Annotated in this window: 22 protein-coding genes; 19 read left to right on the plus strand and 3 right to left on the minus strand. The window is 41.5% G+C overall.

The features are described 5' to 3' along the window. On the minus strand, positions 1–2,619 hold a 2,619-nt coding region (gene rne / locus CWB80_RS19885; RefSeq protein ID WP_138686294.1), incomplete at its 3' end, for a ribonuclease E. A gap of 619 nt (positions 2,620–3,238) precedes the next feature. Between rne and rluC the strand changes: the two genes are divergently transcribed. Together rluC and CWB80_RS19895 are read left to right on the plus strand one after the other, a co-directional pair. After that, the gene (gene rluC / locus CWB80_RS19890; protein ID WP_054554708.1) at positions 3,239–4,207 is read left to right on the plus strand and encodes a 23S rRNA pseudouridine(955/2504/2580) synthase RluC; all 969 of its coding nucleotides are present in this window, start codon (positions 3,239–3,241) and stop codon (positions 4,205–4,207) included. Then, the gene (locus CWB80_RS19895; protein ID WP_138600106.1) at positions 4,194–4,886 is read left to right on the plus strand and encodes an HAD family hydrolase; all 693 of its coding nucleotides are present in this window, start codon (positions 4,194–4,196) and stop codon (positions 4,884–4,886) included. Before rluC ends, CWB80_RS19895 begins: the two co-directional genes overlap by 14 nt. On the opposite strand, the gene CWB80_RS19900 is transcribed toward CWB80_RS19895, so the two are convergent. Continuing rightward, a complete protein-coding gene (locus CWB80_RS19900; RefSeq protein WP_054554710.1) occupies positions 4,834–5,430 on the minus strand; it encodes a Maf family protein in 597 nt (198 codons plus the stop codon). The genes CWB80_RS19895 and CWB80_RS19900 overlap by 53 nt on opposite strands. A 141-nt stretch (positions 5,431–5,571) precedes the next feature. Here CWB80_RS19900 and yceD point away from each other — a divergent pair, with 141 nt between their 5' ends. The 14 genes from yceD (at position 5,572) to CWB80_RS19970 (ending at position 17,271) form a co-directional block, all read left to right on the plus strand. Next, entirely contained in the window at positions 5,572–6,096 is a 525-nt protein-coding gene (gene yceD / locus CWB80_RS19905; protein ID WP_054554711.1) for a 23S rRNA accumulation protein YceD, read from the plus strand. Between the two features lie 10 nt (positions 6,097–6,106). Beyond that, positions 6,107–6,277, plus strand: a complete 171-nt coding sequence (gene rpmF, locus CWB80_RS19910; protein WP_036967969.1) for a 50S ribosomal protein L32 — start codon at positions 6,107–6,109, stop codon at positions 6,275–6,277. An 11-nt stretch (positions 6,278–6,288) separates the two neighbouring features. Beyond that, entirely contained in the window at positions 6,289–7,317 is a 1,029-nt protein-coding gene (gene plsX / locus CWB80_RS19915; RefSeq protein WP_054554712.1) for a phosphate acyltransferase PlsX, read from the plus strand. 70 nt (positions 7,318–7,387) lie between these two features. Then, positions 7,388–8,314 (plus strand): ACP S-malonyltransferase, encoded by a 927-nt coding sequence (gene fabD / locus CWB80_RS19920; protein ID WP_138600107.1) that lies wholly within the window; start codon positions 7,388–7,390, stop codon positions 8,312–8,314. Between the two features lie 11 nt (positions 8,315–8,325). Next, positions 8,326–9,072: a 3-oxoacyl-ACP reductase FabG gene (gene fabG / locus CWB80_RS19925; RefSeq protein ID WP_054554714.1), complete on the plus strand. Its 747-nt coding sequence runs from the start codon at positions 8,326–8,328 to the stop codon at positions 9,070–9,072. Positions 9,073–9,310: 238 nt separating this feature from the next. Continuing rightward, positions 9,311–9,547 carry an acyl carrier protein gene (gene acpP, locus CWB80_RS19930; RefSeq protein ID WP_016707440.1) on the plus strand — a complete coding sequence of 79 codons (237 nt, stop codon included), beginning with the start codon at positions 9,311–9,313 and terminating at the stop codon, positions 9,545–9,547. Between the two features lie 117 nt (positions 9,548–9,664). Further along, on the plus strand, positions 9,665–10,903 hold the full coding sequence (gene fabF, locus CWB80_RS19935) for a beta-ketoacyl-ACP synthase II (protein WP_054554715.1): 1,239 nt from the start codon (positions 9,665–9,667) through the stop codon (positions 10,901–10,903). A gap of 57 nt (positions 10,904–10,960) precedes the next feature. Further along, on the plus strand, positions 10,961–11,773 hold the full coding sequence (gene pabC / locus CWB80_RS19940; RefSeq protein WP_138600108.1) for an aminodeoxychorismate lyase: 813 nt from the start codon (positions 10,961–10,963) through the stop codon (positions 11,771–11,773). Further along, positions 11,770–12,747 carry an endolytic transglycosylase MltG gene (gene mltG, locus CWB80_RS19945; RefSeq protein ID WP_138600109.1) on the plus strand — a complete coding sequence of 326 codons (978 nt, stop codon included), beginning with the start codon at positions 11,770–11,772 and terminating at the stop codon, positions 12,745–12,747. The genes pabC and mltG overlap by 4 nt, the downstream gene beginning before the upstream one ends. Positions 12,748–12,765: 18 nt before the next feature. Then, positions 12,766–13,392: a dTMP kinase gene (gene tmk / locus CWB80_RS19950; protein ID WP_138600110.1), complete on the plus strand. Its 627-nt coding sequence runs from the start codon at positions 12,766–12,768 to the stop codon at positions 13,390–13,392. A gap of 1 nt (position 13,393) precedes the next feature. Further along, positions 13,394–14,287: a DNA polymerase III subunit gene (locus tag CWB80_RS19955; RefSeq protein WP_138600111.1), complete on the plus strand. Its 894-nt coding sequence runs from the start codon at positions 13,394–13,396 to the stop codon at positions 14,285–14,287. Positions 14,288–14,295: 8 nt separating this feature from the next. Beyond that, on the plus strand, positions 14,296–14,622 hold the full coding sequence (locus CWB80_RS19960; protein ID WP_054554720.1) for a PilZ domain-containing protein: 327 nt from the start codon (positions 14,296–14,298) through the stop codon (positions 14,620–14,622). 13 nt (positions 14,623–14,635) lie between these two features. Next, positions 14,636–15,415, plus strand: coding sequence for a TatD family hydrolase (locus CWB80_RS19965; RefSeq protein WP_138600112.1), 780 nt, complete (start codon positions 14,636–14,638; stop codon positions 15,413–15,415). After that, on the plus strand, positions 15,415–17,271 hold the full coding sequence (locus CWB80_RS19970; protein ID WP_138600113.1) for an alkaline phosphatase D family protein: 1,857 nt from the start codon (positions 15,415–15,417) through the stop codon (positions 17,269–17,271). Before CWB80_RS19965 ends, CWB80_RS19970 begins: the two co-directional genes overlap by 1 nt. Positions 17,272–17,527: 256 nt before the next feature. On the opposite strand, the gene rsmF is transcribed toward CWB80_RS19970, so the two are convergent. Continuing rightward, the gene (gene rsmF / locus CWB80_RS19975) at positions 17,528–18,967 is read right to left on the minus strand and encodes a 16S rRNA (cytosine(1407)-C(5))-methyltransferase RsmF (protein WP_138600114.1); all 1,440 of its coding nucleotides are present in this window, start codon (positions 18,965–18,967) and stop codon (positions 17,528–17,530) included. Between the two features lie 280 nt (positions 18,968–19,247). Here rsmF and CWB80_RS19980 point away from each other — a divergent pair, with 280 nt between their 5' ends. The 3 genes from CWB80_RS19980 to prpC all read left to right on the plus strand — a co-directional run bounded on the left by CWB80_RS19980 (position 19,248) and on the right by prpC (position 22,061). Then, the gene (locus CWB80_RS19980) at positions 19,248–19,952 is read left to right on the plus strand and encodes a GntR family transcriptional regulator (protein ID WP_054554723.1); all 705 of its coding nucleotides are present in this window, start codon (positions 19,248–19,250) and stop codon (positions 19,950–19,952) included. Positions 19,953–20,036: 84 nt separating this feature from the next. Then, positions 20,037–20,912, plus strand: coding sequence for a methylisocitrate lyase (gene prpB, locus CWB80_RS19985; protein WP_054554724.1), 876 nt, complete (start codon positions 20,037–20,039; stop codon positions 20,910–20,912). Positions 20,913–20,936: 24 nt separating this feature from the next. Then, the gene (gene prpC / locus CWB80_RS19990; RefSeq protein WP_138600115.1) at positions 20,937–22,061 is read left to right on the plus strand and encodes a bifunctional 2-methylcitrate synthase/citrate synthase; all 1,125 of its coding nucleotides are present in this window, start codon (positions 20,937–20,939) and stop codon (positions 22,059–22,061) included. Positions 22,062–22,139: the final 78 nt, after the last annotated feature.

Here is a 22,139-nt window from a genome sequence, read left to right on the forward strand (position 1 = left end):
TTTAACTGGTTCTTCAGCTTTAACTGGCTCTTCAGTTTTAACTGGCTCTTCAGCTTTCACTGGTTCTTCAGTTTTAACAGGCTCTTCAGCTTTTACAGGTTCTTCAGTTTCAGCCTGAGCCTGTTTTGCCTTTAGCTCAGCTTCATATTCAGCAGCAGCTTGATCTGCTACAGGAATAAATGCTGGCGCATCAGCTTTGTCATCACTCGACTTTTCATCATGCTCAGGGCGACGGCGACGTTGACCAGCAGCACGTAAGTGGCGAGGTGAACGACGAGATCGTGTACGAGGTTGAGCTTGTTCTTCATCAGTTGATGTTTCAACTACCGATTCAGTTTGCTCTGCTTGTTTAGGTTCAGCGTCAGCTTTTACTGGTTCTGCAGGTACTTGCTTTTCAGCAACAGGCTGTTCTGCTTGTTCAGTTTCAACTGCTACTTTTTCTTTTGCAGGCTTAGCTGGTTTTTCAGCTTTAGGTGCTTGCTCAGTTGTTTCAGTAGTTTGTACTGCTTTTGCTTCATCTGCGCTTTCATCTGTTACGCGAACTTTTTTGCGTAAGTTGCGACGTTGACGACGAACCTTAGGTTTAGTTTCCTTTGGTTGCTCAGATTTCGTCTCTGGTGCAGTGTCTTTATTCGTTTGTTCTACATCATCATTACGTTTTTCATTACGTTTTCTGTTGTTAGAATTACGACGACGTTTGTTGCGATTCTCGTTACCTTCTTTTTGCTCAGGCTTATTTGAAGTATTTGTGTTTTCTTCTTTAGCTTGTGCATCGTCAGGGCGTTTATTACGAGAGTTGCGACGGCGTTGGTTGTTGCTACGACGACGGTTGTCGTTGTTGCGACGATTATTGCTACGTCTTTGTGCTGCTTTTTTCTCTTCTTGCTCTTTTTCAGCTTCTTCTTCGGCATTGCTGAATAACGACTTGAAGAACTTACCAATTGCAGCAAATAATCCACCTTCTGACTTTTTAGCCGCAGGCGTTGTTTGCTCAGCTTTTGGTGCAGCTTGAGGTGCAGGTGTAGTAGGCATAACAACACCTTTAAGAACCGGCTCTTCACGAACTGGTGCTGAAGGCGCTTTAGCCATTTCAAATGCTTCTGGCTCAGGAGCAACAACTTGCTCATAGCTTACTGTTTCGATTGTTTCGTCTTTACGTAAGCGAACTACTTCGTAATGTGGCGTTTCCATGTGTTGATTAGGAATGATCACAACATCAACGTTATGGCGCTTTTCGATGCGTTGAACACTACGACGTTTTTCGTTTAATAGGTAAGCGGCAACAGCCACAGGCACTTGTGCATTTACTTGTGATGTATTGTCTTTAATTGCTTCTTCTTCGATTAAACGAAGGATAGACAATGCAATTGATTCGTTAGAACGAATCGTACCTTGACCATTACAACGAGGACATGGACCCTGGCTTGCTTCACCTAATGAAGGGCGTAAGCGCTGACGCGACATTTCAAGCAGACCAAAGCGTGAGATCTTACCAATCTGAACACGGGCACGGTCAGGACGAGCAGCGTCTTTTAAACGATTCTCTACTTCGCGTTGGTGGCGTGGTGGAGTCATATCGATGAAGTCGATAACAATAAGACCACCTAAGTCACGTAAACGTAATTGACGGGCAATCTCGTCTGCTGCTTCTAAGTTAGTATTAAGTGCTGTTTCTTCGATATCACCGCCTTTAGTGGCTTTAGATGAGTTGATATCGATAGACGTAAGTGCTTCAGTTGGGTCAATTACAATTGAACCACCTGATGGTAAGCGAACTTCACGTTGGAAAGCAGATTCAATTTGGCTTTCAATTTGGTAGTGAGTGAATAGTGGTACATCGCCCTGATAAAGCTTAACGCGGCTCATGAAATCTGGACGGAAACGCTCAATATGCGCTTTCGCTTCTTCAAATACACGTGCTTTATCAATTAAAATTTCACCAATATCACGACGTAAATAGTCACGGATTGCGCGGAAAATTACGTTACTTTCTTGGTGAATTAAGAACGGAGCAGGGCCGCTATCAGCAGCTTGCTGAATCGCTTGCCAATGCACTAATAGTGCTTTTAAGTCGTACTCTAGTTCTTCAAATGATTTACCAACACCTGCTGTACGAACAATTAAGCCCATGCCTTTAGGTAGTTCTAAACGGCTTAGTGCTTCTTTAAGTTCAGTACGCTCATCACCTTCGATACGGCGAGAAATACCACCGGCACGAGGGTTGTTAGGCATAAGTACTAAATAGCTACCTGCAACGCTGATAAAAGTCGTTAACGCAGCGCCTTTTTGGCCACGCTCTTCTTTATCAACTTGCACGATGACTTCTTGGCCTTCTTTGATCACGTCACGGATATTTGGACGACCTTGGAATGTATAGCCTTGTGGGAAGTAGGTGCGAGCTATTTCTTTAAGAGGAAGGAAACCGTGTCTTTCAGCGCCATAATCAACAAAGGCAGCTTCTAGTGACGGTTCGATACGGGTAATTTTACCCTTGTAAATATTTGCTTTTTTTTGTTCGTGACCTGGGCTCTCTATGTCTAAATCATACAGGCGCTGGCCATCAACCAGTGCAACGCGCATTTCTTCTTGCTGCGTCGCATTGATTAGCATACGTTTCATATTGTTACTCTACTAATTCTGTCGCTGACATGACGATATAAACTCGTCTGTTCAGTGGTTTCTGACGGTTGTTTTTGTGCAGTCTCACGACTGGGTAAAGTCAAAACCTGAAGTTGTTTGCTTACATTGAGCATCACTAAGTGTGGCTGACAATAACATGTTCTCACGTTATTAAATTCTTATAGGTGTCAAAACTGCCGCCAATTCTGCGGTTTTAATTTACGAGTTTTGTCCCGAAGTCGACCATGTTCAAATTTTTATTCAATGTCTTGCTACAACAGCTGCTTCTGAATGACGTTGCTACGTCGTCACTATCAGTCAATTTATCTTGTTCAATTGCTTTTTATGTTCATTAATCAACATTCGTGCTCAAATTATTCAGGCAATATATTACGCGCATCGCCGATAATTGAACGCTCGTGTTGGCTGGGTAATTATAAAAGCTTTGGAAAACTTAGCGCGGATCTGTATGATCGGCAACCCAGAATATGCTTCACGAATGTTTTAATGTGATAAAAGCACCGTTGTTACTTGCAAACTTTATGTTCGCGACGGTGATTATCCCACTATTACAGTCGCGTTAGCAACTAAATTATTTACTTAAATCAGTGATTAGGCAATGTCAGAAAAAACCGGCTTACAAGTTTCGTTTGTTACCATAGGTGAAGACCATCTAGGTCAACGTATTGATAACTTTCTTATTACTCACCTAAAAGGTGTGCCTAAAAGTGCAGTTTATAAAATCCTTCGTAAAGGCGAAGTGCGAGTAAATAAAAAACGCATAAAACCTGTCTACAAACTACAACTAAACGATGTGATTCGTATTCCACCTATCAAAGTGGCCGAAAAAGAAGAGTTTGTGCCAAAGAAACTCGATAAAGTAAAACAACTTGAAGACGCCATTTTGTTTGAAGACAAGTATTTAATGGTGATCAACAAGCCTTCGGGTATGGCTGTGCATGGTGGCAGTGGCCTAAGTTATGGCTTAATCGAAGCACTTCGCGTACTTCGTCCTGAAGAGCGTAGTTTAGAGCTTGTACACAGACTAGACCGTGACACATCAGGTTGCTTGCTTATTTCTAAACGTCGTTCAGTGTTAACTGATTTACATAAACAGTTACGTGAAAAAACCATGGAGAAAAACTATTGGGCATTAGTTGATGGTCAATGGGATTCTAAAACGAAAAACGTTACCGAAGGACTTCGTAAAAACACCTTAAAGTCTGGTGAGCGTGTGGTGCGTGTTGATAATACTGAAGGTAAACCATCGCACACGCGTTTTCGTGTGCTTGAGCGATATGCTGAGTGCTCATTAGTACAAGCGTCGCCGGTAACGGGGCGTACTCACCAAATTCGTGTGCATACGCAATGTAAAGGTCATCCAATTGCGTGTGATGATAAATATGGCGTTGCAGAGTTCGATCAATACGTGAATAAACTGACTGGTTTAAATCGTTTGTTTTTACATGCCCACGATTTACGTTTTATGCACCCTAAAAATGAAACAACCATGCATGTTGAAGCGCCACTCGATAATGCACTTCAAAATTGTATCAAAAAGCTACGTGCAGATAATGAACAAGTTTAAGCTGGTTATTTTTGATTGGGATGGCACAGTGATGGACTCTGTGCCAAAAATTGTCACCTGCTTGCGAAATACTGCGCGAGACTTAGGTATTCCTGTTCCAACAGAGCAACAAGCGAAAGACGTTATTGGTTTATCGCTGGCAAAAGCCACTGAAGTGCTTTTTCCGGCGCATTTACATTTAAGCGACGAACTCGTTGCAGGTTACAAAGCACAGTACCGTGAGTTAGATGTTACACCTACACCTTTATTTAAAGATGTAGAATCCGTTTTAAAGCAGTTAAGCGATGCAGGTATGCAATTGGCTGTTGCTACCGGTAAAGGACGTGAAGGCATTGATAGGCTTCTTAATGAGTCAGGCCTTGGTAAGTACTTTGTGAATATAAAATGCTCTGACGATGCTGAGTCGAAGCCATCTCCAGATATGCTTGAGCAAATTTTACGTGAGCAGGGCATCGCAAAAAGCGATGCTGTGATGATTGGCGATAGCCAACTCGATATGGCAATGGCTAATGCCGCAGGCATTGCTTGTATTGGAGTGAGTTTTGGTGCCCATAGCCCGGCGCAGTTGCAACAACATACGCCGTTATGTGTTGTTGATTCATACCAACAACTTTTGCAGGTTTTAACTACGCCCCTTGCAGAGTTAACACGTCAACACCAAACTCAGCCAGCACTTTAGTTAGTGTGATCAGTGGCAGGCCTATCAATGTATTAGGGTCATCGCCACTGAGCTTTTCAAATAAACATATCCCGAGTCCTTCACTTTTAAAGCTGCCTGCACAATTGTAGGGCTCCTCGGCATCACAATAAGCATTGATCTGCTCAAGTGTGAGTGCTTTAAATGTCACATCAAATGGCACCACGGTGGTAATTGCTTTATCGCTTTGTATATCAAATACACTTAAACCCGTTAAAAAGGTCACTGTATGGCCACTGAAAGATGATAGCTGCTTAATGGCATTCTCTTTAGTATGAGGTTTACCTAAAATTGTATCGTTGAATACCGCAACTTGATCAGAGCCAATTACCAAACCTTCACTATAATGTTGTTTGGCAACACGGGCTTTTTGTTCGCTTAAACGAGCAACTAATTGCTCTGGCGTTTCAGCTGCGATAGGGGACTCATCAATATCTGGAGAAAAACTTTGAAAAGGTAAGTTAAACTTCGTTAATAATTGCTGTCTAAATGGTGAGCTTGACGCTAATATAAGTGTTGGTTTCATAATAAATTCTGGATGAAAATTGTATTTTGCCAAGGATAAGCCACAATGAATCCGAAAACAAAGCAGAAGATCGTTAAAAACCTATCAAAATTGGTTTTTTACTTTGACTAACTTACTAACTATCTATATGATGCAGCCCCTATGCAAAAGGTGAAAATTCCCATCACTCTTCATCCCAGCAAAGCAGCTCAACATCGTTTAACGTATGACGGTATTGTCCCGCTTGAAAAACTTTCTCGTTTAGAGCAAGTTGTGCAGGAGGAAGCAGGTGAAATAGCGGTAAAGATTCATTGCAAAATTGACGAGCAAGGTTTAGTGGTAATAAGTGGTAACTTATCAACACATGTAACTGTAACTTGCCAACGCTGTAATGGAGAATTAGGGTTGGATTTGGAACAAGACTTTGTGTATTCGCCAATTGGTTTGGATGCAGAGTCAGATCATCTACCTGAAGGTTACGATGAAGTAGAGCTGGACGAAAACGGTGAAATCAACGTATTTGAGTTAATCGAAGACGAACTGATTTTAGCTATTCCAATAGTGCCTACTCACAACGAAGCTTCATGCAGTTATTCATCAGAGCCTACTAGCTTTGGTAAATTAGCAGCAAAAGATGACAAACCAAATCCATTTGATATTTTGAAACAACTTAAGAAAGATTCTTAGGAGAAGACTAATGGCTGTACAAAAAAGCAAAAAGTCTCGTGCAAGACGCGGCATGCGCCGTTCACACGATGCGATCAGTGGTCCAACTTTAACTGTAGATCAAGTTTCTGGTGAGACTCACCGTCGTCACCACGTAACTGCTGACGGTTACTACAAAGGCGTTAAAGTAATTTCTAACTAAGAGATTGCTATATGCTGACCAATCTAACCATAGCGTTAGATATGATGGGGGGCGATTACGGCCCCCGTTCATCTATCCCCGCTGCCGTGCAAGCGGTAAATGCTAATACCAACTTAAGACTCATCTTATGTGGTAATCAGCAAGTTATTCTAAAAGAACTCGAAGCACTCGATTCTGTTTCACACCCTCGTTTAATTATTCGCCATTGTAGCGAAGTCGTCACAAATGCGTGTGAACCTGCTTCAGCGGTTCGTTCTAAAAAAGATTCATCAATGCGAGTTGCCCTCGATTTAGTTAAATCGGGTGAAGCGCAAGCGTGTGTAAGCTCTGGTAATACAGGCGCGTTATTTTTTATGGCGCATTATGTATTAAAGATGCTTCCAGGCGTAAAACGTCCTGCATTAATCTCTGCTGTTCCAACTGAACGTAAAAATCCTGTTTATTTACTTGATTTAGGCGCTAATGTGCATTGTGATGCACAAACCCTTTATCAATTTGGCATTATGGGTTCTGTGGTAGCAGGGCAGGCACTTGGGTGTGATAACCCAAGAGTTAGTTTATTGAATATTGGCTCTGAAGACATCAAAGGGCATGAAGGAATAAAACAAGCTGCACAGTTAATGCAGCAGTGTGAATATCTCAACTACACAGGTTACAGTGAAGGTAGTGATATTTTCAGCGGAAAAGCCGATGTTATTGTGTGCGAAGGATTTGTTGGTAATGTGGCATTAAAAACCTGTGAAGGTATTGCCAAACTCATCATGCATAAACTCACCAAAGCCTTACACAAACATTTCTTATACAAAAGTTTAGCGTTTTTATTGCGTCCAGTGATAAAAAAACTCTACAAGCGGGTGAACCCCGACCAGTATAACGGCGCAAGTCTGGTAGGATTGCGCGGTATTGTTGTTAAAAGCCATGGCAATGCCTCACCAAAGGCGTTTCATGCTGCTATTGATGAAGCCGCGCGGGAAGTCGAACGCCAACTCCCTGAAAAAATCGCTGCGATTTTTGAGCAAACACATCCAACAACAAAGTAGTGCAGCATATCTAAAACTTGTTATGCTGCCTGCTACAGAATATTTTTTTGTTTAATTATAAGAGCAAAGTATGGCACATAAAATTGCACTCGTATTTCCAGGTCAAGGCTCACAAACTGTGGGCATGTTATCTGAACTATTAGCTGATTCACAAATTGCTAAAGCAACATTCGCTGAAGCATCTGAAGCTCTTGGCTATGATCTAGCTGCACTTGTACTAAATGGTCCAGAAGAAGAATTAAATCAAACCCATCGTACACAACCAGCACTTCTTACTGCTAGTGTTGCTATTTACCGTCAATGGTTAGACGCAAACCCTGATGCCGATGTTGTTATGGCTGGTCACAGTTTAGGCGAGTATTCAGCATTAGTTTGTGCTGGCGTTGTAAGCTTAAGCGAAGCAGTTAAACTAGTAGAAAATCGTGGTTTATATATGCAAGAAGCAGTACCTGCGGGTGTTGGTTCTATGGCTGCAATCATCGGCTTAGGTGACGACGAAATCAAAGCAGCGTGTGAAGCATCAGCAAATGGTGAAGTGGTTTCACCAGTGAACTACAACTCACCAGGTCAGGTTGTTATTGCCGGCCATAAAGCGGCAGTTGAGCGTGCATCAGAAGCATGTAAAGAAGCAGGTGCTAAACGTGCTTTACCACTTGCAGTAAGCGTACCTTCTCACTGTGAACTAATGAAACCAGCTGCTGAGAAATTAGCTGCTGATTTAGCCACTTTAACATTTAATACACCTAAGTGTGATGTAATCAACAACGTTGATGTAAAAGCTGAGCAATCAAGTGAAGCAATTAAAGATGCATTAGTACGTCAACTTTACAGCCCAGTACGCTGGACTGAAACTGTACAAGCATTAGTTGCGCAAGGTATCACACAAAGCTATGAGTTTGGCCCAGGTAAAGTATTAACGGGCCTTGCTAAACGAATTGATAAAGCAATGGTATGTGGTGCGGTTAATACGCAAGCTGCTATTGATGAAGCGAAATAAGTAGGAATAGAATGACAAATTTATTTTCTCTTGAGGGCAAGGTTGTCCTAATCACTGGTGCAAGCCGTGGTATTGGTAAAGCGATTGCAAATACGCTAGTTGCACAAGGTGCAAAAGTAGCGGGTACTGCAACAAGCGAATCAGGTGCTGCTAAAATCAGTGAATATCTAGGTGACAACGGTAAAGGTTATGCCCTTAACGTTACAGATCCTGAATCGATTGAGGCGACACTTGCTGCGATCAAGGCTGATTTAGGCGATATCGACGTATTAGTTAACAATGCAGGTATTACTCGCGATAACTTATTAATGCGTATGAAAGACGGTGAGTGGGATGACATCATCGACACGAACCTAAGCTCAATTTTCCGTTTATCAAAGGCTGTTTTACGCCCTATGATGAAAAAGAAAAATGGTCGTATCATTAATATCGGTTCTGTAGTGGGCACTATGGGTAATGCGGGTCAAGCTAACTATGCTGCAGCGAAAGCGGGTGTAATTGGTTTTACTAAGTCATTAGCACGCGAAGTGGCATCACGTGGCATCACAGTGAACGTTGTTGCACCGGGTTTTATCCAAACAGATATGACAGACGAGCTGACTGAAGACCAAAAAGCAGCTACGCTTGCAAATGTACCTGCAGGGCGTTTAGGTCAACCTGAAGAAATCGCTGCTGCGGTATGCTATTTAGCATCTGACGCTGCTGCGTATGTATCAGGCGAAACATTGCACGTAAATGGCGCGATGTACATGGTTTAATGAAAGTTAGCAAAAATTTGCTAGCGAAAGATTATCGAAAATTGTTGAAATTTTTGTGATCTTGCTTTAAACATACTTGAATTCGCTATGAAAATAAGCGATAAATGAACAAATACTATTCGAGAGGTTTGACCAGATAAGTAATTATCAGCAAATCCTTGAATCACAGAATTATGCGGCGTAAACTACGCCGCAATCTGAAAATAACGCATTGGCGTTTTTAATAAAGGAAAGAAGAATGAGCGACATCCAAGAACGCGTAAAGAAAATTATCATTGAGCAACTAGGTGTTAAAGAAGAAGAAGTAAAACATGAAGCTTCTTTCGTTGACGACTTAGGTGCTGATTCACTTGACACTGTAGAACTAGTAATGGCTCTTGAAGAAGAGTTCGACACTGAGATCCCAGACGAAGAAGCTGAAAAGATCACTACAGTTCAAGCTGCAATCGATTACGTTACAGCTCACGCTGAGTAATTTTACGCATTTTGATTTTAAGGGCAGCATTAAGCTGCCCTTAGTCTATCTATAGAATGATACTAATAAATTTGGTATACACCCCACCTAAAATAATTTCCTTATTGGAGGCAACCCGTGGCTAAACGTCGAGTCGTCGTAACTGGCTTAGGAATGTTGACACCGCTAGGTAATGATGTTGAATCTACTTGGCAAGGTTTGTTAAACGGTAAAAGTGGTATTCAAACTATCACGCATTTCGATACCTCAAGTTTCGGCACCAAATTCGCAGGTTTGCTGAATGACTTTGATGCATCAGCTTACATGTCACCGAAAGATGCAAAGAAAATGGATTTGTTTATCCAATATGGCATTGCAGCGGGTGTACAAGCACTACAAGATTCTGGTCTAGAGATCACTGAAGAAAACGCCACTCGTGTTGGTGTAGCAGTGGGTTCTGGCATCGGTGGTTTAACTTTAATTGAAGAAAACCACATTAAACTATTAAATAGCGGCCCGCGTAAGCTTTCTCCGTTCTACGTGCCTTCGACCATTATCAATATGATCTCTGGTCATTTATCGATTATGCACGGTTTACGTGGCCCTAATATTTCAATCGTTACAGCCTGTACTACAGGTCTGCATAACATTGGTCATGCTGCGCGTATGATTGCATACGGCGATGCAGATGCAATGGTAGCCGGTGGTGCTGAAAAAGCATCAACACCAATTGGTATGGGTGGCTTTAATGCGGCACGTGCATTATCAACTCGTAACGACGATCCACAAGCAGCATCTCGTCCTTGGGATAAAGACCGTGATGGTTTTGTTCTTGCTGATGGTGCTGGTGTTATCGTACTTGAAGAATATGAGCATGCTAAAGCACGTGGAGCGAAGATCTACGCTGAACTCGTTGGTTTTGGTATGAGTGGCGATGCATATCACATGACATCTCCACCTGAAGACGGTGCAGGCGCAGCTCTAGCGATGGAAAATGCTCTAAACGATGCACAAGTTAATGCAGACCAAGTTGGTTACATTAATGCTCACGGTACATCGACGAATGCAGGCGATAAAGCCGAAACATCCGCTGTTAAAACTATTTTTGGCGATGCAGCGAAAGATGTGATGGTAAGTTCATCTAAATCAATGATGGGTCACTTGTTAGGTGCAGCAGGCTCGGTAGAGTCAATTATTACTATCTTGTCACTTGTTGACCAGAAAGTAAGCCCTACAATCAACCTTGATAACCCAGATGAAGGCTGTGATTTAGACTACGTACCGCACACTGCACGTGACGCTAAATTGGATTACGCACTATGTAATTCATTTGGTTTTGGTGGTACTAATGGCTCGTTGCTGTTTAAAAAGGTATAATTCTTTTTAACAACGGACTAAAAAGAAGAGCCCAGTTGTTTAACTGGGCTTTTTTGTATGAATAAATTAAAACAAACAATAAAAATAGTCACACCAGACACCACAATAAGCACGCAAGATCGTGGCTTAAATTATGGTGATGGCTTTTTTACCACAGCCTCTGTGATGAATTCTGTCGTTGAGCACTGGGATTTACACAAAGCGCGTTTAGATCAATGCGCGCAAAGACTATTTTTCCCCGAATTAGATTTAAGCGCAATTGAGCGTGAAGTTAACCACGCAATCAGTGATACACAAACCGGTATTTTAAAAATAGTTGTCACCCGTGGTGCAGGTGGGCGTGGTTATGGCTTACCAGACACACCAAGTATCCAAGTGCTGATCAGTACCATGCCTGCAGTTTCACACTATAAAAGTTGGCAGCAGCAGGGGGCAAACCTTGAAATCAGCGACGTGAAACTTGCACATCAACCTTTACTTGCAGGCTTAAAAACATTGAACCGTTTAGAGCAAGTGCTTATCAAAAAGCAAATGAGCAGCCTTGAATGTGATGACGTTGTTGTACTTGATTATGATAACAATGTGATTGAGTGCTCTGCTGCAAATATTTTTGCTATTAAAGACGGTCAAGTTATATCACCTAAGTTAGACCGCTGCGGCATCACTGGGGTTTATCTCAGCGCTTTATGTGATAAGTTAGCCATTGAATTTAAAGCAATCCAATTCGATGAGCTTTTAGCTATGGATGCCGTATTTATGTGTAACAGTTTAATGGGCGTGGTTCCCGTTGCACGAATTGCTGATACACAGTTTGATATTGAATGCAGTAAAGCGCTATTAACGGCGCAGTTTGCCAAGGAGAGTGTGTGATAAAAGTCATTGTTAGCGTGCTGATATTAGCATTGCTATGTTGTGGTATTGGCTATCAACAACTTCAATCAGCATTAAAAATGCCGTTAAAAGTTGAAAATAGTACTTTATTTAAAGTGGAGCGTGGCACCGGCTTTAATCAACTTTGCCAAGCATGGCAAACAAAGCAGTGGGTTGATAGTTGTTTTAAATTTCAGGTACTCGCTAAATTAGATCCTACGCTTACTGATTTAAAAGCGGGTCTTTATGAGCTGGATACCAGCGCCGTTATTGATAATATTCGTCGTATCAATCAAGGTGCACAAGCTAGCTTTAGCTTCACAATTATTGAAGGTCAGCCACTTCGTGACGTTGTTGCTAATATTCAAAAACAAGCGCATTTAAGCCAAGACTTAGATATAGAAAATTTAGCAACGCAGATAAGTAACACGCAAGAGAATTTAGAAGGCTGGTTGTTCCCTGATACCTATCACTACCACAGCGAAGATAGTGCCAGCGGCTTATTAAAACGCGCATACAACAAAATGCAGCAGGAATTAGACACCGCATGGCAAACTAGAGCGCCAGATTTAGTATTAAGCTCACCGTATGAAGCGTTAATACTGGCTTCTATCATCGAAAAAGAAACGGGCCTTGCTTCTGAGCGACCATTAATTTCTGCGGTATTTACCAATCGTTTAAAAACCAATATGCGCTTACAAACCGATCCAACGGTTATTTATGGTATTGGTGCTGATTTTGATGGCGATATAAAACGAAAAGATTTAACAACCTATACACCGTATAACACGTATAAGATAAAAGGCTTGCCGCCAACACCCATAGCCATGCCTTCGAAAGCAGCGATTTTGGCCGCGGTTAATCCACCTGAGTCTGAATATGTGTATTTTGTTGCGAAAGGGGATGGCAGCCATCAATTTTCGAAAACATTGCAAGAACATAATCGTGCGGTAAAGCAGTACCAAATAAACTAACAACCAGAATTGAGTCATATGACAGCGAAATTTATAGTGATTGAAGGCCTAGAAGGGGCCGGAAAATCAACGGCCATTGCCGTATGCCAAGCTTATTTAGAAAACAAGCAAGTCGATTTTATTAATGTACGTGAGCCTGGCGGTACAGCTATGGCTGAAGAGCTGCGTAATATCGTCAAACAGGCTCACCAAGAAACAGTGACCGGTGAAACTGAGCTGTTAATCATGTATGCAGCACGCTCGCAATTGGTTGCTAATGTTATTAATCCGGCACTTGAAAAGGGCACTTGGGTTTTAGGTGATCGCCATGATCTTTCATCACAAGCATATCAAGGTGGTGGTCGTGGTATTGAACAGACTAAACTCTCTTTTTTAGCTGATATGGTGCTAAATGGTTTAAAACCTGATTTAACCATTTATTTAGACATTGACCCAGCTGTGGGTCTTGCTCGCGCTAAAGGACGTGGTGAACTTGATCGTATCGAACAAGAAGCATTAGGCTTTTTTGAGCGCACTCGCGCACGCTACCTTGAAATAGCTAACACTGATAGCAGTATCAAAACTGTGGATGCAAACCAAACAATACCAGAAGTACATGCGGCAATCACAACCGTACTTGATAACTTTTTTGCAGGTTTAAATTAATATGCCTTTGCCGTGGCTTGAAGGGCTTCATCAGCAACTTGCGCAAAGTTTTGCACAGCAACGCTTTCATCATGCACAGCTATTTAATGGTGATAAAGGTGTTGGCAAACAACCTTTAGTCGATTCGCTCGCTGATGGGCTACTTTGTGCGTCACCTGTAAACTTAAAAGCCTGTGGCAATTGTAAAAGCTGCCAACTAAATCAAGCGGGTACTCATCCTGATAAACGCGTTGTAAAGGTAGAAGGCCAAACAATAGGCGTTGATGAAATTCGGGAGATCAGTGATTTTATCAACCATTCAGCAGCGCAAAATGGTAACAAAGTAGTGGTGCTTGAACAGTGTCACAAAATGACCACTGCAGCGGCTAATGCTTTATTAAAAACCCTTGAAGAGCCAAGTTTGCGCCGTTATTTATTGTTAACGTGCGAACAAACAGCATTATTACCTGCAACAATTTTAAGTCGCTGTGCGGTACACGAAATAAAGGTTAACCCAGAATATACAACACAATGGTTAGCATCACTGAACATTGCTAATTATTCATGGTTAGAGTTGTTCGCTAGACAGCCACTGCTTGTTCAGCAGTGGCAAAATGATAACCAACTTGAAGCTATTGATTCACTCTTTAAATTTGCAACTAAGCTAAAAGACAGCCATAATTTCAGTGCGTTAGTCGACATCCTTAATAAAGATCATAGCTTGGTTAATGTATTTGCCTTGTTTTTAACAGAGCATCTTAAAACGCAATTAGTATTAGGAATGGACTTTTTCAATTATCAAAAAGCACAATCTGCTATTTCAGAGTTTCTTTATAACAGCTCGCATGTGCTTGGCTTAAATATGGATCTAGCCATTTCACAATTAGCGTTTACTTTACGTGAAAGTCAAAATTAGGATATATCGTGCAAGAATTATTAGTAGATATCGAAGACTTAGAAGAATTATACCGCTGTTACATGCCTTATCTAAAAAATGGTGGTTTGTTTGTTCGCACTAATATGCGCTTTGAAATGGGTCATTCATTGGCTTTAAAAGTCACATTACCAGATGCACTCGAAGATGATGTAGTAACGGGTAAAGTTGCTTGGATCACACCACAAGGTGCGCAAAGCTCAAACCCGCCAGGTATTGGTGTGAATTTTATCGATGATAAAACCAATTTAAATGCCAAAATCGAAAAACTACTCGGTACTATGTTAAACTCAGGCAATCCGACCTATACCATGTAATAAAAGTAGTACCATGATTGTAGATTCTCATTGTCATTTAGACAGGCTTGATTTCGATAAACTCGACTTAGACTTAGACCAAGTACTCGATAATGCTCGTGCAAAGAAAGTAGAACACTTTTTATGTGTAAGCGTAACTTTAGATCAATTCCCAAGTATGCTGGATAAAATTAAGAACTATCCAGACGTTTCTGCATCATGTGGTGTGCATCCACTTGATCAAAAAGACGCACTCGATAAGCAAAAGCTAATTTCACTTGCAAGCCACGACAAAGTGGTGGCAATTGGCGAAACGGGTCTTGATTACTATTACTCAAAAGACACCCATATTGTTCAGCAAGAAAGCTTTGTTGGTCATATCGAGGTTGCTAAAGAGCTCAATAAACCGCTTATTATTCATACACGAGACGCTAGAGAAGACACCATTAACTTAATGCGCGCCCACAATGCTGAGAATTGTGGTGGTGTATTACATTGCTTTACAGAAAACTGGGATATGGCCAAAAAAGCCATTGATATGGGCTTTTATATTTCGATTTCGGGCATTGTTACGTTTAAAAATGCCGTAGAGTTAAAAGACGTTGTAAAGCAAATTCCGCTAGATCGCTTACTAATCGAAACAGATTCACCGTATTTAGCGCCTGTTCCATATCGTGGTAAAACAAATCAACCAGCCTATGTTGAAGATGTGGCTTACTACATCGCCGAGTTAAAAGGGCTTACTTTTAACGAGTTAGCTGAAGCAACAACTAACAACTTTTATTCGTTGTTTAATCAGGCTAAAAGGGCGTAATGGTGCACGGCGTATCGAATTTACCTCAGTTAGTAATGGGGCCAATGGTACGCCGAGCAGATGCAGGGCGAGTGTGCTTTCAATTTGTTACAACTAGGCCTTACCACTACCGAATTGAGTTTAGCGGAGTTGAAACATACTCGAACTTAGAGTCCGTCCAATTAGGGCAACAGCTTTACTTAAATTTCATCAATGTCATGCCTGTCAATGGCCAGTTTGCAGTTGATTCACTGATCTATTATTCGTTACATGATGAAAATAAAAGCCTTGATTTGTCGTCTTTTTGCTATGAACGTGCCGAATCTCCGGCATTTGTGATCCCCAATCGACTCGATAGAATTCTTCATGGCTCGTGTCGTAACCCTCATCACCCTGCAAAAGATAGCCTTGTAGCTGCAGATAATTGGCAAAATGTTCAGCGCCAGTCACTTAATGCTGGTGCTGACCTATTATTGTTATCTGGCGACCAAATATATGCGGATGATGTCGCAGGGCCTATGCTGCTCGCGATTGAAAAAGTGATTAGCTTGTTTGGAGTGTTTTCAGAGCCAGCGCTTGATTTAGATTTACCGGCAGGGTTCGAGCAGCAACTTTATCAGCGCCATTTACACTTACCCAAAGTACCTTGGCAGAAACGGAGTAAATTTGGTGTTGGTTATTGGCTTAAAAAAGATGAACCACACTTCTCAAGCTTAAAAGCTGAAAACCATTTAATTCATTTTCAAGAATTTATAGCGCTTTATTTATTAAACTTCAGTGCGGTTACTTGGCAGCTAATTGAGTTTGAATCAATTGAATGCCCAGCATTAGCCCCTAAATACGCTAACCTATTTAAACTTGAAAAGGACGCACTGGTTGGCTTTGCAAAGGGTCTTCACAGTGTTGAAAGGTTATTCGCCAATGTGTCGACATTAATGATGTTTGATGATCATGATGTCACCGATGATTGGAACTTAACAGCAGGGTGGGAGCAGGCTATTTATCAGCACCCAGCTAGCCGTCGTATTGTAAATAATGGCCTGATTAGTTATTGGTTAATGCAAGGAATTGGTAATGATGCAGGTGATAACACTTTGTCTTTATTACCCAGTTTTAAACAAAGCCTGCAACAACAGAGCTGGCATTTTAAAGACTTTGATAAGCTAATACTCAATTTTAACCATTGGCATTACGAGCTTAATACCATCCCCAAAGTTGTGGTTCTCGATACCCGAACCCATCGCTGGCGTAATGAGCAAAATTTCAATGAGCCATCAGGCTTACTTGATTGGGAAAGGCTCATTGAATTAGAAGAAAGCTTATTGTCTCACGATAAAGTGATTATTGTATCTCCAGCACCGGTGTTTGGTGTTAAATCGATTGAAGCAATCCAAGCTATTTTTAATTTTTGCGGGCAGCCATTGTTGGTTGATGTTGAAAACTGGATGGCCCATGAAGGTTCTGCTAAAAAACTGCTAGATACTTTTCGCCGTGAAGATACGCCAAAAGAAACCTTGATCCTCTCTGGTGATGTCCATTATTCATTTTGTTTTTCAGTGCAAAAGCGCTTTGGTAAACATAAAAACCGAATTTGGCAGTTGACTGCCAGTGGTATTAAAAATGAGTTCCCACGCAAACTTATTAATGTACTCGATAAACTCGACTCAATTTTATATGCCCCGAAAAGCCCACTTAACTTTTTCACTAAACGTTGGCAAATGGAAGTTGATAAACATCAAACCAAAGGCGAAGGACAAAAGTATTTGGTCAGTAATGCGGCTATCAGCTTAATTGAGCTCAATGACGGTTTACTTGCTAAATATGAACTTATTCACGCTGATAACCAAATAACTGAATTCGATTTAAACGATAATTAATCGAATACATTAGAATAAAAAAACGCCCAGAACGAATCCGCATTGTTCTGGGCTTAGGGGGTGGCTCGTGTGAGCCTGCGCTAACTATAAAAAACACCTTCTAAATTCAGTAGGGAGAAGTAGAAAGTACTTTTAAGTGTAGTTAATCAACAGGAAATTGCACGGTAAATGTACAAATTTTATACTGGTTTAAAATCAGTCTGTTACAGCTTTTTACCTAAATTAGCGCCTTATTTATACAGTCTTTATGCGCAACTTATACCCAAGTTATCAACTGGGCATTTTGGACCAAATCACGAGGTAATGAGTTCTTAATTTTATTCTTTTGCCACTTACCTAGGCCTACCGGACAACCACATAACATTAAAACTACTTCACCATTATCTTGCGTTGGTTTTTCGAGCCGAATATCTTTACCGTTAAAGTAATCGTTTGCTTGGCAAGCAGACATCTCAAAGGTATTTTTATCGCAATCTTGGCCAAAGACAGTGGCAAACTCGTGAGTTAAGCGAACACCACCTTTGTGGATCACACCAAGTTGAATACCTAAACGTGAGTATTTAATTTTATCTTGCAGTTCATCAAAGCCATCAGGAAACAACCAAAGCTCTTTATCACGTTGCATTAACGTGCCTTTGAGTGATTTTAGACCGAACTGTTTTTTAATTGTTTGCATAAACGCTTGGCTTTGCTTTTTATCAAACTCAGCAAACGGAAATACGCCTTTTTTAACTTTTTGATTCGGGTTATCGCTTGACGCTATTTTTTTAAATTTAGCGATAAAGAAACCTTCACTGTCGTAAGTTTGCGGCCAAACATGCAAATAACCTTCACTGGTTGTCGCTTTGTCTGCGCCATCAAACAGGCTGTCGAGCGGTTGTACTTCGATGCAATCAGGGAACTCTGCTAATAGATACTCACACACTTGTTGGTTTTCAAGGGGTGTTAAAGTACAGGTCGAATAGACTAATGTGCCGCCTGGTTTTAAGGCATAAAAGGCACTTTTGATAAGGGCTTTTTGCACAGCAGCAATATCAATATTAGATTCGATTGACCAATTCTTTAGGGCGTCTGCATCTTTACGAACCGTGCCTTCACCTGAACACGGGGCATCTAGCAAAATGTTGTCGAAGCACTCATACATGTAATCCCCGAATATCACACCGTCAAAATGTGATAATGCACAATTACCCACACCCATACGTTTGAGGGTTGCAGCCAATACTTTTAAGCGTGACGATGACAACTCATTGGCCACTAACACGCCACTATTATCCATCATGGCGGCGATTTGTGATGTTTTTGAACCTGGTGCCGATGCCATATCGAGTACCGCGTCGCTTTGCTTAACTTCGGCTCTCAGTGCTACCGGCGGTAACATTGAGCTGGCTTCTTGCACATACATAGCACCACTTAAATGTAAATCGGTATTACCGATTGCAAGGGCGGCTTCTTCGTCGCTTGGTCGTGTTAGCCAGAACCCTTCTTCGCACCATGGAATTGCTGTTAACTCCCATCCTTTTTTGGCACATTGACGCTGAAATTCAGCGACTGACATTTTTAATGTATTTACGCGAACAGATCGTCTTAGTGGGCGGCGACAGGCTGCAATAAAGTCGTCTAATGATAAATGTTCAGGAAGGTAGCTTTTTACATCATCAATAAATGAGTCAGGAATATATGTATTAGCGTCCACTAAATGGCTCTCACATCACGTAATAATAGCTGGATCATACCATTTATAGCGCTATCAGGGGATATTTTTAGCTTTTTAAGAGCGATATTGAAGTGTCGACAAATTGCTAATATAAATGTTCTTTATAGCCATTATTTTTGATAAATATCAATTTATGTCGACATTTTGTTGGTTTTTTAGTCTGTTTTTCCGATCTCAAGGTTGACAGTTTCAATGATAGGGCGCATAGTGAACGCACAAATTGTCGACAATCTTAATTTAGTACTTTGATAGACCTATTATGACAGAGCAAAAAGCCAACGATAACTACAACGATATCACGATAACAACAGCATCAGACCAAGTGTTTGTCGACATGCGTCGTGAAATTGTCCAAGGCACCATCGAGCAGGGTAGCAAAATTTCTGAGCCAGAACTTGCTAAACGCTATGGTGTAAGCCGTGCCACCTTACGTGAGGCACTAAATCGTTTAGAGAGCTGTTATTTGGTAGAGCGTAAAGCGAATGTCGGTTGTCGTGTTGTTGCGCTAACCGCCGAGCGTTTAATCGAAGTCTATCAGGTTCGTAGTGCCTTAGAAGGGCTGGCTTGTCGGTTAGCTGCCGACAACATGGAACCTGAAGAAGTACAGGGTTTAAAACAGTTATTGAATCAGCACTTACAAACACAGCGTGTAAAAGAAGGTGAATCATACTACCAAGAAGCGGGCGACCTTGATTTTCATTATCGCATTATTAAAGGGTCGAAAAACGCACACTTAATTCATCTGTTATGTAATGAGTTGTACCAGTTAATTCGTATGTACCGTGTACAAATGGGGATGGTTGGGCCACGTGTATCAAAAGCGTTTGATGAACACTTGGCTATTATTAATGCCATTGAAAACCATGACGGTGAATTAGCCGAAATGCTTATGAAACGCCATATTAGTGCGTCTCAGGCAAATATTCAGACGAAGTTTGACTTACTCGCAGCAAAAAATCAGTAGCGCCGTAGTTAAACAGTCACAATTTAGATTTAAAAAATAGAGTTAGCCAAAGAGCTGAAACCGTTCAAAGATAGGAGTTATCCAATGTCAGCAGGATTAAAATTCAAACAGGCAATCGCCAACAACAAGCCATTGCAAGTGGTTGGCACTGTCAACGCGTACTGCGCAATGATGGCAGAAAAAACAGGCCACCAAGCACTTTACCTCTCAGGTGCGGGTGTTGCTAACGCATCATACGGCATGCCAGATTTAGGTATGACTAGCCTTGATAACGTACTTGAAGATATTCGTCGAATCACCAGCGCTACCGACTTACCGCTTCTTGTTGATGCTGACACAGGTTGGGGCGGTGCTTTTAATATTGCTCGTACCGTTAAAGAAATGACCAAAGCAGGCGCAGCGGGCTTCCATATTGAAGACCAAGTAGCACAAAAACGTTGTGGTCACCGTCCTAATAAAGAGATCGTGTCTAAAGATGAAATGGTTGACCGTATTAAAGCGGCGGTTGATGCCAAAACAGACAGTGATTTTTATATTATGGCGCGTACTGATGCATTCCAAAAAGAAGGCTTAAATGCCGCGATTGACCGCGCAGCAGCGTGTGTTGAAGCTGGTGCAGACGCTATCTTTGCAGAAGCGGTACATGATTTAGCAGATTACCAAGCGTTTGCTAAAGCGTTAAATGTGCCAATTCTTGCGAACATCACCGAATTTGGTCAAACACCGCTTTATACAACTGAGCAATTAAGTGAAGTGGGTGTTGAAATTGTACTTTATCCACTCAGTGCATTTAGAGCGATGAACAAAGCCGCACTTAATGTGTATTCGTCTATTCTTAGCGAAGGCTCGCAACAAAGCCAAGTAGACAATATGCAAACACGTGCGGAATTATATGAGTTTTTAGATTATCACTCATATGAAAACACACTCGATAACCTTTTCTCAGCTAAAAAATCATAACGACAACATATAAGGAGAACACTCATGGTAGATAAAGCATTAGGCGGCGCAGGTTTACGTGGTCAAGTAGCAGGTGAAACAGCTCTGTGTACAGTAGGTAAGTCAGGTTCAGGTTTAACTTATTGTGGTTATGATATTAGTGAATTAGCAGATAAAGCGCAGTTTGAAGAAGTGTCTTTTTTACTGTCGCGCGGTGAATTACCAACAGAGTCTGAGCTGACTGAATATAAAGCAAAGCTAAAATCACTTCGTGGTTTACCTGACGCACTAAAAACTGTGCTTGAGAACATTCCTAAAGACGCGCACCCAATGGATGTAATGCGTACGGGTTGTTCAATGCTAGGTAACCTAGAAATGGAGCAAGACTTCTCAGAGGCGAATGATGCGATTGACCGCATGGTTGCCGTATTCCCAAGCATTATTTGTTACTGGTATCGTTTTAGCCATGACGGCGTTCGTATTGAAACTGAAACAGATGATGATTCGGTAGGTGCACACTTCTTACGTTTATTACATGACGAAGCACCATCAGCACTGTTTGAGCAAGTAATGAATGTGTCTTTAATTCTTTATGCAGAGCATGAGTTTAATGCATCAACATTCACTGCGCGTGTGTGTGCATCAACATTGTCTGATATTCACTCTTGTGTAACGGGTGCAATTGGTAGCTTACGTGGTCCACTGCATGGTGGTGCGAACGAAGCGGCTATGGATATGATTGAAGGCTTTACAAGTGCAGACCAAGCTGAAGATGCGCTGATGGGCATGCTTGAGCGTAAAGACAAGATCATGGGCTTTGGTCACGCTATTTACCGTGAATCAGATCCACGTAACGTGATCATCAAAAAATGGTCAGAAAAGCTGGCTGCAGAAGTGGGTGACGATGTTCTATATCCTGTATCTGTTCGATGTGAAGAAGTTATGTGGCGTGAAAAGAAATTATTCTGTAATGCTGATTTCTTCCATGCATCTGCGTATCACTTCATGGGTATCCCAACTAAGTTATTTACGCCAATTTTCGTGATGAGCCGTGTAACAGGTTGGACAGCACACGTGAAAGAGCAACGTGCTAATAACCGTATTATTCGCCCAAGTGCCGATTATACTGGCCCAGAAGCGCGTAGCTACACGCCAATTTCTGAGCGTTAATCGTTAATTAAATCAGTGATAGGGGTGGCTTGGCTACCCCTTTATGAAGGGGCGAAATAAATACAAAAACAATCAGCC

It is taken from the genome of Pseudoalteromonas sp. S1650, assembly GCF_005887195.1.
In the GTDB taxonomy this organism is placed as follows: Bacteria; Pseudomonadota; Gammaproteobacteria; order Enterobacterales; family Alteromonadaceae; genus Pseudoalteromonas; species Pseudoalteromonas simplex.

What these genes read in the sequence shown, in the direction of transcription:
- plsX (WP_054554712.1), top strand. Translation starts at nt 6,289, where the DNA reads ATGCTGACCAATCTAACCATAGCGTTAGATATGATGGGGGGCGATTAC.
- prpC (WP_138600115.1), top strand. Translation starts at nt 20,937, where the DNA reads ATGGTAGATAAAGCATTAGGCGGCGCAGGTTTACGTGGTCAAGTAGCA.
- fabD (WP_138600107.1), top strand. Translation starts at nt 7,388, where the DNA reads ATGGCACATAAAATTGCACTCGTATTTCCAGGTCAAGGCTCACAAACT.
- pabC (WP_138600108.1), top strand. Translation starts at nt 10,961, where the DNA reads ATGAATAAATTAAAACAAACAATAAAAATAGTCACACCAGACACCACA.
- CWB80_RS19955 (WP_138600111.1), top strand. Translation starts at nt 13,394, where the DNA reads ATGCCTTTGCCGTGGCTTGAAGGGCTTCATCAGCAACTTGCGCAAAGT.
- CWB80_RS19895 (WP_138600106.1), top strand. Translation starts at nt 4,194, where the DNA reads ATGAACAAGTTTAAGCTGGTTATTTTTGATTGGGATGGCACAGTGATG.
- rluC (WP_054554708.1), top strand. Translation starts at nt 3,239, where the DNA reads ATGTCAGAAAAAACCGGCTTACAAGTTTCGTTTGTTACCATAGGTGAA.
- yceD (WP_054554711.1), top strand. Translation starts at nt 5,572, where the DNA reads ATGCAAAAGGTGAAAATTCCCATCACTCTTCATCCCAGCAAAGCAGCT.
- CWB80_RS19980 (WP_054554723.1), top strand. Translation starts at nt 19,248, where the DNA reads ATGACAGAGCAAAAAGCCAACGATAACTACAACGATATCACGATAACA.
- tmk (WP_138600110.1), top strand. Translation starts at nt 12,766, where the DNA reads ATGACAGCGAAATTTATAGTGATTGAAGGCCTAGAAGGGGCCGGAAAA.
- fabG (WP_054554714.1), top strand. Translation starts at nt 8,326, where the DNA reads ATGACAAATTTATTTTCTCTTGAGGGCAAGGTTGTCCTAATCACTGGT.
- prpB (WP_054554724.1), top strand. Translation starts at nt 20,037, where the DNA reads ATGTCAGCAGGATTAAAATTCAAACAGGCAATCGCCAACAACAAGCCA.
- CWB80_RS19970 (WP_138600113.1), top strand. Translation starts at nt 15,415, where the DNA reads ATGGTGCACGGCGTATCGAATTTACCTCAGTTAGTAATGGGGCCAATG.
- acpP (WP_016707440.1), top strand. Translation starts at nt 9,311, where the DNA reads ATGAGCGACATCCAAGAACGCGTAAAGAAAATTATCATTGAGCAACTA.
- CWB80_RS19900 (WP_054554710.1), bottom strand. Translation starts at nt 5,430, where the DNA reads ATGAAACCAACACTTATATTAGCGTCAAGCTCACCATTTAGACAGCAA.
- rpmF (WP_036967969.1), top strand. Translation starts at nt 6,107, where the DNA reads ATGGCTGTACAAAAAAGCAAAAAGTCTCGTGCAAGACGCGGCATGCGC.
- CWB80_RS19965 (WP_138600112.1), top strand. Translation starts at nt 14,636, where the DNA reads ATGATTGTAGATTCTCATTGTCATTTAGACAGGCTTGATTTCGATAAA.